Raw genomic sequence first — 11,374 nt, forward strand, 5'->3', positions numbered from 1 at the left:
CTGGCTTGCCAGCGAAGAGGCCCTGTCAGGCAACTTGGCTTTCACTGATGCAACAAAAAACCCGGAAGCTTTCACTGTCCGGGTTCTGTATCAGCCAGCATCGATCAGCGGTTGAACCGCTCCACCAACGAATACTGCGTATTCGCCGTCTTGGTCAGCTCTTCACTCAGCAGCGCCGAATTCTGCGCCTGTTCCGAGGTCTGGTCCGCCAGTGCCGAGATGTTGCTGATGTTGCGGCTGATCTCTTCGGCCACGGCGCTTTGCTCTTCGGTCGCGGCAGCGATCTGGGTGGTCATGTCGGTGATGTTGGCCACCGCTTCGCTGATCCCCACCAGGGCCTGGTCCGCCTCCATTACCCGCGCCACACCTTCTTCGGCCTGGCGATGCCCGGCTTCCATGGTCTGCACCGCAGTGCCTGCGGTTTGCTGGAGCTTGGCGATCAGGGCGTGGATCTGCCCGGTGGATTCGCTGGTGCGTTGCGCCAGCTGGCGAACTTCGTCGGCCACGACCGCAAAACCACGCCCCATCTCGCCGGCGCGCGCCGCTTCGATGGCGGCGTTCAGTGCCAGCAGGTTGGTCTGGTCGGCGATGCCCTTGATCACGTCGACCACGCCGCCGATTTCGTTGCTGTCCTTGGCCAGTTGGGTCACGGTCGCACCGGTTTCCCCCACCACCACCGACAGGCGCTGGATGGCTTCGCGGGTTTCCCCGGCGATGTCGCGGCCGCGGCCGGTCAGGCGATTGGCTTGCTGGGTGGCGTCGGCGGTGCGCTGTACGTGGCTGGCGACTTCCTGGGTGGTGGCGGCCATCTGGTTGACGGCGGTGGCCACCTGCTCGGTTTCGACGCGTTGGCGCTCCAGGCCGGTGGAGCTGTCGTGCGCCAGGGCATCGGACTGCCTGGCCTGGTCGGTCAGGTGCTCGGCGGTGTCCTGCAGGCGAGTCAGGCAGGTTCTCAGGCGTGCTTCCTGGCTGAGGATCGACATCTCCAGGCGTGCCTGGGCGCCGCGGCTGTCGGTGTACATCTGCGCGATCAGCGGGTCGGACGTGGTCTGCTCGGCCAGGCGCAGCAAGCGCTTGAGGCCGCGTTGCTGCCAGCTCAGGCCCAGCAGGCCCAATGGCACCGAAAGGCCGGCCGCCAGGGCAAAGCCCCACTGGGAGTTCAGCGTCGCACCGATCATGAAGCTCAACTGGCTGACCAGGATAAAGGGCAGCCAGTCCTGCAGGACCGGCAGCCATTTATCCGTCGAAGGAATGGCCGACTTGCCTTGGTTGATTCGTTGGTAAAGCGCTTCGGCGCGGCGAATCTGTTCGGCGGTGGGCTTGACCCGCACCGACTCGTAGCCGATCACCTGGTTGCCTTCGAAGATCGGTGTCACATAGGCGTTAACCCAGTAGTGGTCACCGCTCTTGCAGCGATTCTTGACAATGCCCATCCATGGCAAGCCTTGTTTGAGAGTGCCCCACATGTGCGCGAAGACCGCGGCGGGCACGTCGGGGTGACGCACCAGGTTATGCGGCGCCCGGATCAGTTCCTCACGAGAAAACCCGCTGATCTCGACGAAATCGTCGTTGCAGTAGGTGATCATGCCCTTGGCATCCGTGGTGGAAATCAACCGTTGCTGAGCCGGGAAGGTCCGTTCGCGTTGTGTAATGGGCTGGTTATTACGCATGGCTTATTTAATCCGCAAGGCTTTGACAGGGTGTCGGCCGTGCAGTGGCTTTATTGAATTTATTTTTTTTTGCCGGGCGCTCTGCGTCGATCAAGGCGGATAGGCGACGACGGGTCGTACTGTAACGGTTTGTAAGGGTTTCCCTCGGGAGGCGCTCAGCGTATGATTTTGCGCCCCCAGCGCTGGCGCTTCAGTGGCCGCTGCCGGGGAGAAAAGTACTCCTAATAATAAATACAGAGTCACTACCCAACGGAATTCAGCAAGTTTCTCAAGGTTATGTCGGACCCATGAGGGTGTTCGACGCACCCATCGCACGAAGCGATGGCGGTACCGTTGAGAATATAAAAAGGTGGAGAAAGTCATGCGTAAAAAAGTTGCAATAATTGGGGCTTCGTTTCGTTTTCCCGGCTCCACTTCCGCAACTTTTTGGCAGAACCTGCTGGAAGGTCACGACTTCATCACTCAGGTCGACCCGTCCCGCTGGTCCCGCGATGCGTTTTTCCACCCGGACAAGGCCAACCCTGGCACCGCCTACACCCTGGCGGCTGGCACGCTGGGTGACATTTCCACCTTCGATGCCGGCTTCTTCAGCATTTCGCCCCGGGAAGCGGCGATCATGGACCCCCAACAGCGCCTGTTGCTGGAACTGGGCTGGGAAGTGTTCGAGAACGCCGGGGTAAAACCGTCGAGCGTGCGCGGCAGCAACTGCGGGGTGTACCTGGGCATTGCCAGCACCGACTATGCCTATCGCCTGTCCCATGACCTGTCGCTGGTAGACGCTTCCACGGCCACGGGCAACACCTTCAGCATCGCGGCCAATCGCCTGTCGTACTTCTATGACCTGCATGGCCCGAGCATGGCGGTCGATACCGCGTGTTCCTCGTCGCTGGTCGCGTTCCACCAAGCCTGCCAGGCCATTCAAAGCGGCGATATCGACCAGGCACTGGCCGGCGGTATCAGCCTGCACCTGCACCCGTTCGGTTTCCTGATCTTCTCCAAGGCCTCGATGCTGTCGCGCAAAGGGCGCTGCAATGTCTTCGACGAAGCCGGTGACGGCTATGTGCGTTCCGAAGGGGCAGGGCTGTTCTACCTCAAGGATTACGACAAGGCGGTGGCCGATGGCAACCAGATCCTCGCCGTCGTCGCCGGCAGTGCGGTCAATACCGACGGGCGCAAGTCCGGGCTGACCGTGCCCAGCGCCGATGCGCAAGCAGCGCTGATGACCCAGGCCTACGCCAGCGCCGGGATCTCGCCGGCCGACATCGACTACCTGGAAGCCCACGGCACCGGTACCCCGGTGGGCGATCCGATCGAAAGCCGGGCCATCGGCCTGGCCCTGGGCCAGGTGCGCGGCGCGGACAAGCCGTTGTTGATCGGCTCGGTCAAGAGCAACATCGGTCACCTGGAGGCCGCCTCCGGCGTGGCCGGCTTGATGAAGGCGCTGTACTGCGTCACCGAGCGCCAGGTGCCGGCCACCATCGGCATCAAGAACCTCAACCCGCGTATTCCGTTCGCCGAGCTCAACCTCAACGTCGCCACCCGCAACCACGCCCTCAAGCCGGACGGCACGCTGGTGGTGGGGGTCAACTCGTTCGGTTTCGGCGGCGCCAACGCCCACGTCATCCTGCAAAGCCATACCCCGCAAGCTGTACCGCCCGTTGCCCAGACAGGCGCCGTGCCGCTAATGATCACGGCCAAGGACAGCGCCGGATTGGCGGCCATGGCCGAAAGCATTGCCCAACACCTGGACGATCACCCGGCAGCCGGCCTTTATGACGTGGCGTACCAGGCGATGCTGCGTCGCGACCTGCATCCACAACGCGTGGTGGTGTTCGAGGCCGATCAACAGCAAAGCGCCCAGGCGCTGCTGGATTTCGCCCTGGACCCGGCCGCCCCGGCCTTGAGCGCGGTGGTCGAAAGCGGTCGCGCACTCGATCAGGCCCAGGGCCCGGTGTTCGTCTACTCCGGCAATGGCTCGCAGTGGCAGGGCATGGGCAAGGCGCTGCTCGCCGATGCGGTGTTCCATGCCGCCGTGACTGAAATCGACACGCTGTTCCAGCCACTGGCTGGCTATTCGCTGATTGCCGAACTGGCGGGCGAATACGGGCAGGAGCGTTACCACCTGACCGAACTGGCCCAGCCGGCGCTGTTCGCCCTGCAAGTGGGCGTGACCCGCATGCTGGCCAGCCAGGGCGTGGTGCCGCAGGTGGTCATGGGCCACAGCGTTGGCGAAGTGGCGGCCGCCTGGGCGTGTGGTGCGCTGACCCTTGCCGACGCGACCCGCGTGATCTACCACCGCAGTCGCCTGCAGGGGCTGACTGCCGGCTCCGGGCAGATGTCCGCCGTGGGCCTGTCGGGCAGCGACACCGCGAACCTGTTGCTGGAGCTGGGTCTGGACGACGTGGTCGTGGCCGGCGAAAACAGCTTCAAGGGCGCCACCGTGGCCGGTTCCGTGGCCGGTCTTGAACGTCTGGAACAGGCACTCACCGAGCGCCAGGTGTTCGTCCGCCGCCTTGGCCTGGACTACGCCTTCCATTCGCCGGCGATGAACGTCATCGCCGAGCAGGTGGTCGAGGCCTTGCGTGACATCGCGCCGCGCGCCAGCCAGATCCCGATGTATTCCACGGTCACCGGTGGCTTGCTCGATGGTGAGCGCCTGGACGCCGAATATTGGTGGCAGAACATCCGTTTCCCGGTGCTGTTCCAGTCCGCCAGCGAGACCCTGTGCGAAGAGGGCTACAACGTCTTCGTCGAAGTCGGCCCGCACCCGATCCTGCGCAGCTATGTCAGCGATGCCCTGGCGACACGCGAGCAACAGGGCGTAGTGATCGCTACGCTCAAACGCCATGACGACGCGCCGCCAATGGTCACCCGCGCGGTGGCCAAGGTGCTGATCAGTGGCGCCGAGACCGACCTGGCGTGCCTGTTCCCGAGCACCGGTCGCTTCGTGCGCCTGCCCAACTATGCCTGGCAGCGCGAGCGCCACTGGCATGCCGACACACCGGAGTCGGCGCGCACGCTGTACCTGGACCGGGTGCATCCACTGCTGGGTCATGCGGTACCCGGCCACGAGCTGACCTGGGACAGTCGCCTGGACACGCAACTGTTCCCGTCCCTTGAAGACCACAAGGTCGGCGACGCCGTGCTGTTCCCCGGCGCCGGTTTCACCGAGCTGGTGCTGGCGGCCGCGCAGTGCTACCAGCCGGGTGAGTTCGTCGACATCGAAGAGCTCGAAATTCACAGCCCGCTGGTGCTGCACGCCGAGTCGAGCAAGCGCGTGCGCGTGCAGATCGACAGCAGCGACGGCACCGTGTCGATCGTTTCGCGCAGCACCTCCCAGGAAGAACCCTGGGCCCGCCACGTGGTGGCCCGCCTGCCGGGCGAGGCCCGTGGTGTGCTGCTCAACGAACCGGCGCCAGCGCTGCCAACCCGCGCCGCCGATTTCAGCCGTGCCGAGCATTTGCAACTGACCTCTGCAGTCGGCCTGAATTACGGCCCGGCCTACCAGGCCATTGAAGCCGGCTGGATCGACGGTGACCAGGTGCTGGCGCAGCTCAGCGTCCCGAGTGTGATTGAATCGGAACTGGCGGCCCTGCACCTGCATCCGGCACTGCTGGACAGCGCGTTCCAGCTGATCACCCAATTGCTCAGTCGCGATCCGAAGGCACGTAACGGCCTGGCGTTCATCCCGGTGAAACTGGGGCGCATCAACTTTGCCGCGGGCAGCCTGCCACCGTGCCTGGCCAAGGTGCGCCTGGTGCGTCGTTCGGAGCACTCGCTGCTGGCTGACTTCACCCTGTACGACGCCCAGGGGCGCGCTGTGGTGTGCATCAAGGACGCGCGTTTCCGTGCGGTCAAGTTGCACAAGGACCGCAGCGGCGACCTGAACCTGGTGGATTTCGTCGGCATTGCCAAACCCTGGCCGCTGGCCGCCCGTGCGTTGCCGCAACCGGCCTCGCCATTGCACAGCGTCCTGGCGCAAAGCCTGGCATCGGTGATCGATGAACCGACCCTGGTACGTTACAGCCAGGAAGTCGATCCACTGCTGGACAGCCTGTGCACGAGCTTCGTGCTGGAGGCCATCGAGTCCCTCGGCGGCCAGCTCAGCGCGGCGCAACGGGCAACCTGGCAGGCCGAAGCCCAAGGCTTCTCGGGCTACCTCGATCATCTGCTGCAACAGGCGCTGGACGACGGCAGCCTGATCGCCAGCGGTGATGCCTGGCTGCTGGCCGATCAGGACGAGCGGCCCAGTGCCCAGGACATCTGGCAGGAACTGTTCCGCAGTTATCCCGAGCACTTCCAGATCATTCACTCGGTGGGCCGGATCGGCATCCACCTGCTGGACCTGCTCAGCGGCACGGTGCAGATCGACGCGCTGCTGCCCCGGGAAACCTCGCCGGCGCAACTCGCCCGCCAGGTGCTGGGCGCCACCGGCTACCACGCAGTGCTGGATGCGATCAAACGCCACATCGAACAACGCCTGGCGGTTCTTCCGGCCGGCCAGCGGCTGCGCATTCTCGAGCTCGGCTTCGGTGGTTCGCCTTTCGCCGCGCAACTCTGTGCGCAGCTGGATTTCGACCGAGTCGACTACCAGTACAGTGCCGACGACCTCGACCCGGCCAGCTTGCTGCAAGTCGACTTCCCGGACTTGCGCCTGCTCAGCCTGAGCGACGCCGCGCAATTGCCAGCCGATGGTTTTGACCTGGTGCTGGTCGCCAGCGACCTGGCGTCGCTGCAAGCCATCAGCGCTGGCCTGGGTCAGGCCACGGCGCGCTTGTCCGCCGGTGGCCAACTGATGTTGCTGGCGCAGCACCCGGCCCGTTGGGCGGATTTCGTGTTCGGCGCGTTACCTTCGTGGTGGCTGGCCGGGCAGGGCCAGGACAGCCTGTCGGTGCAGCAGCGCCCGGGTTTCTGGCAACAGGAACTGCGCCGCCACGGCCTGAACGTGGGCGAGGCGCTGGAATTGAGCCCGGCCATGTCCAGCGGCAGCTACGTGCTGGTGGGTTCGGCGGAAGCGGCGGCACCCTTCGAGCCGCAGCCACTGCCGGCACAGCGCTGGTTGCTGGTGGCCGATGAGCAGGGCGCGGAATACGCCTTCGCCCAGCAACTGGCCGCCGCCCTGCGCGAGCAGGGGCAAAACGTTGACTGGCTGGCGCCGGCGTCGGCCCAGGACCTGGCCGCGCAACTGCGCGCCACGGCTGCACCGCAGCACCTGCTGTTGCTCAGCGGCCTGTTCGGCAACGAGGGGCTGGACGACCAGGCGCGGCGCTGCATGCTGGCCGCGGCACTGACCCAGGCCTGCGAGCAGGCGGGCATCAGTCCCGATTGCTGGCTGCTGACCCGTGGTGCGGCAGTGCATCTGCTGCCGCCCGCTGCTCAGGTCGCCGGTCACCTCTCATCCCTCGCCGATGCGGCGTTGTGGGGCTTTGGTCGCACCCTGGCCAACGAAGCCGTGGGTTGCCGCGTGCGCCTGCTGGACCTGGCCGAAGGCGCCGGGGTCGAAGCGTTGCTGCCGGCCTTGCTCAATGCCGATGACGAAACCGAACTGGCCATCAGCGCCGAGGGCGATCGCTATGTGGCCCGCCTGCGGGTGCGCCCTGATCAGTTGCAAACCAGTGTCGAGCAACAGGCACCGACCCAGGTCAGCCTGGGCTTCGAACTGCCGGGCCAGTTGCGCAACCTGCGCTGGGAAGCCCACGCACCGTTGCTGCCGTCCGGAGATGAACTGGACATCGAGGTCCAGGCCACCGGCCTGAACTTCCGCGACGTCATGTACGCGCTCGGCCTGTTGTCGGACGAAGCCATCGAGAACGGCTTCTCCGGCCCGACCCTGGGCTTTGAATTTGCCGGTGTCATGCGCGGCAAGGGTGCGCAGGTGCAGGGCGACTTCGAGCCGGGTGACCGGGTTGTCGGCTTCGGCCCGTCGAGCTTCGCCAATCGCCTGATCACCAATGCCAACGCGGTGGCGCGGATCCCCGAGGGCATGTCCTTCGAGGCGGCGGCGACTATCCCGAGCACCTTCTTCACCGTGTACTACGCGCTGCACCACCTGGCGCGCCTGGAACAGGGCGAGAAAATCCTCATCCACGGCGCTGCGGGCGGTGTCGGCATTGCCGCGATCCAGATCGCCAAATGGTGCGGGGCCGAGATCTACGCCACCGCCGGCAGCGACGAAAAACGCGACTTCCTACGCCTGCTCGGGGTCGAGCACGTGTTCGATTCGCGCTCCCTGGCGTTTGCCGACGAGATCCTGGCGATCACCGCCGGCCGTGGCGTCGACGTGGTGCTCAACTCCCTGGCGGGCGAGGCGATCAACCGCAACCTGCAGGTGCTCAAGCCTTTCGGGCGCTTCCTCGAACTCGGCAAGCGTGACTTCTACCAGAACACCAAGATCGGCCTGCGCCCGTTCCGCAACAACATCAGCTACTTCGGCATCGACGCCGACCAGTTGATGAGCGAGCGCCCGGACCTGACCCGCCGCCTGTTCGGCGACATGATGCAGTTGTTCCGCGACGGCATCCTCAGCCCGTTGCCGTACCGCGAGTTCGATGCCAACGATGTCGTCGAGTCGTTCCGCTACATGCAGCAGGCGCGGCAGATCGGCAAGATCGTCGTCACCTACCGCACGCCGATCCAGCAGGTGTTCCGCGCACCGCAGACACAGGCGCAGGCATTGCAACTGGCGGCCGACGGCACCTACCTGGTCACTGGCGGGCTCAGCGGTTTCGGCCTGCGCACCGCGCAATGGCTGGTGGACAAGGGCGCGCGTCATCTGGCGTTGCTGGGTCGTCGCGGCGCGGCCACCGAAGAAGCGCAACCGGCGCTGGCGGCCTGGCGCGAGCAGGGCATCGAAGTGCAGGCGCTGGCCTGCGACATCACCGACAGCGCCCAACTGCGCAGCGTGCTGGCGAGCATCGAAGCCTCCCAGGCACCGCTGCGAGGCGTGGTGCACGCGGCCACCGTGTTCGAAGACGGACTGATCCGCAACCTGACCCAGGCGCAACTGCAACGGGTGCTCGAGCCCAAGGCCAAGGGCGCGCAGTACCTGCACGAACTGACCGCGCACCTGGCGCTGGACTTCTTCGTGCTGTTCTCCTCGGCGACCACCCTGTTCGGCAACCCGGGGCAGGCCAACTACGTGGCGGCCAACCATTGGCTCGAAGCCCTGGCCCGTCATCGCCTGCTGCAAGGTTTGCCGGCCACTGCCGTGCTGTGGGGCGCCATCGACGATGCCGGTTTCCTCGCGCGCAACCAGGACGTCAAGGACGCCCTGCAAAGCCGCATGGGCGGCGCGGCCTTGCAGTCGCAGACGGCCCTCGACACCCTGGAACGCCTGCTGCTGCAACAGCGCTCCGGGCTGGGTGTGCTGGAACTCGACTGGAAAGCCCTGTCGCGCTTCCTGCCGGCCGCCGGCTCGCCGAAGTTCAGTGAACTGGCGCGCCTGCACAGCGGCGAGCAGGAGGAAGAGAGCAACGTCGATGACATCCAGCGCCTGTTGCAGGAGATGAACGACGAGGAACTCACCGAGCTGTTTGCCGAGATGCTCAAACAGGAAATCAGCGAGATCCTGCGCATGCCGACCAGCAGGCTCGACAGCAGCCGACCCCTGCAGGAACTGGGGCTGGACTCGTTGATGAGTGTGGAGCTGGTGGTGGCGGTCGAGGAGCGCTTCGGCATTCGCCTGCCGGTGATGGAACTGAGCGAAACCTCGAGCATTGCCAAGTTGACCGTGCGCATTCTTGAACTGCTGCGCGGCAGCCAGGATGCCGAGGATGCGCCCGTTGCCGAAGACAACTTGCAGGCGCTGACACTGGCGCGCCATGGCGCCGAGCTGTCCGCAGCCGAGCTGGCCCAGGTCCGCGAGGGCGCGCGCGACCCTGATTCCCAACCCTCCCGTTTGATCAATTGACCACCGACTATGACCTCTAAAAGTTCACCAGGGCTTGGCGCTTCGATGAAAGACAAGCTGATTCAGCAAGCCCTGGAACGGCGCCTGCGGCAGACCGGCGACGGCGCGCCGCCGGCCTCGCTGGCGGACGTGAGTCGTAATGCCCGGTCGGTGCCGGAGCAGTTCTACCGCTTCGACCAGCATCCCGGTTACCAGCAACTGCGGATCATGCATGACGGCGCGGCGCGCTTTGGTCTGGCCAATCCGTTCTTCAAGCTGCACGAAAGCCTGGCGGGTGCCGAAACCACGATCGGGGGTCAGCGCTTCGTCAACTTCGCCAGCTACAACTACCTGGGGTATTCCGGGCATCCGGTGGTGGCCGAGGCGGCCAAGGCGGCCATCGATCACTACGGCACGTCGGTATCGGCCAGCCGTCTGGTGTCCGGCGATCGGCCGATCCATCGCGAGCTGGAGGCCGAACTGGCCCGGCTGTACGAGGTGGATGACGCGGTGACCTTCGTCAGTGGGCATGCCACCAACGTCACCACCATCGGCTACTTGTTCGGCCCGCGGGACCTGGTGATCCACGACGAACTTATCCACAACAGCGTGCTGCAAGGCATCCAGTTGTCCGGCGCGCGTCGCCTGAGTTTTGCCCACAACGACTTCGAGGCCCTCGACCGTCTGCTCGGCGATCAGCGCCAGCATTTCGAGCGGGTGCTGGTGGTGCTCGAAGGCATCTACAGCATGGACGGCGACTACCCGGACCTGCCGCGTTTCGTCGAGCTGAAGAACAAGCACAAGGTGTTCCTGATGGTCGACGAGGCCCACTCGCTGGGCGTCATGGGGGCCAACGGCAAGGGCATTCGCGAACACTTCGGCCTGGCGGGCAAGGACGTCGACATCTGGATGGGCACCCTGAGCAAGACCCTGGCCAGCTGCGGCGGCTACATTGCCGGTGAATCGGCCCTGGTCGAACACCTGAAGTTCATGGCGCCGGGGTTTCTCTACAGCGTCGGCATGCCGGCCTCGGTGGCGGCAGCGGCACTGGCCGCCGTACGCTGTCTGGCCCACGACGCCGAACGCGTGGCGACCTTGCAGGCGCGCGGCCAACAGTTCCTCGCCCTGGCCCGCGAGGCGGGGCTGGACACCGGCACCAGCACCGGGCTTGCGGTGATTCCGGTGATCACCGGCAGTTCACTCAAGGCCACGCAATTGTCCGGCGCCCTGGCCAAACGCGGAATCAACGCCCAACCGATCCTGCACCCGGCCGTCCCGGAAAAAGCCGCCCGCGTGCGCTTCTTCGTCTCGTGCCTGCACACCCCCGAACAAATCGCCGAGACCGTGGCCATCGTCGCGCAGGAACTGCAAAAGCTCTAACGCCCCTTGTAGGAGCTGGCTTGCCAGCGAAGGGTCCCGCCAGCCCAACACAAAATTCAAAACCACCTTCGCCGGCAAGCCGGCTCCTACAAGTCCCGTGCAATGCCACGATGTTTTTGTAGGAGCTGGCTTGCCAGCGAAGGGTCCCTCAAGCCCGATACAAAATTCCAGACCGCCTTCGCCGGCAAGCCGGCTCCTACAAATCCCGGCCAATGCCACGATGTTTTTTGTAGGAGCTGGCTTGCCAGCGAAGGGTCCCTCAAGCCCAACACAAAATTCCAGACCGCCTTCGCCGGCAAGCCGGTTCCTACAAGTCCCATGCAATGCCACGATGTTTTTGTAGGAGCTGGCTTGCCAGCGAAGGGTCCCGCCAGCCCAACACAAAATTCAAAACCACCTTCGCCGGCAAGCCGGCTCCTACAAGTCCCGTGCAATG

The 11,374-nt window shown here is 65.0% G+C and carries 3 protein-coding genes; 2 read left to right on the forward strand and 1 reads right to left on the reverse strand.

Translation table 11 applies throughout. The features are described 5' to 3' along the window. Window positions 1-104: 104 nt before the first annotated feature. Entirely contained in the window at window positions 105-1,670 is a 1,566-nt protein-coding gene (locus tag SOP85_RS29885; protein WP_274077709.1) for a methyl-accepting chemotaxis protein, read from the reverse strand. Window positions 1,671-2,031: 361 nt separating this feature from the next. Between SOP85_RS29885 and SOP85_RS29890 the strand changes: the two genes are divergently transcribed. Together SOP85_RS29890 and SOP85_RS29895 are read left to right on the forward strand one after the other, a co-directional pair. Next, window positions 2,032-9,579, forward strand: coding sequence for a type I polyketide synthase (locus SOP85_RS29890; RefSeq protein WP_323629259.1), 7,548 nt, complete (start codon window positions 2,032-2,034; stop codon window positions 9,577-9,579). Window positions 9,580-9,588: 9 nt separating this feature from the next. After that, window positions 9,589-10,938, forward strand: a complete 1,350-nt coding sequence (locus SOP85_RS29895; protein WP_323629260.1) for an aminotransferase class I/II-fold pyridoxal phosphate-dependent enzyme — start codon at window positions 9,589-9,591, stop codon at window positions 10,936-10,938. Window positions 10,939-11,374 lie beyond the last annotated feature (436 nt).

This window comes from Pseudomonas sp. YuFO20, from assembly GCF_035064975.1.
Lineage (GTDB): Bacteria > Pseudomonadota > Gammaproteobacteria > Pseudomonadales > Pseudomonadaceae > Aquipseudomonas > Aquipseudomonas putida_AE.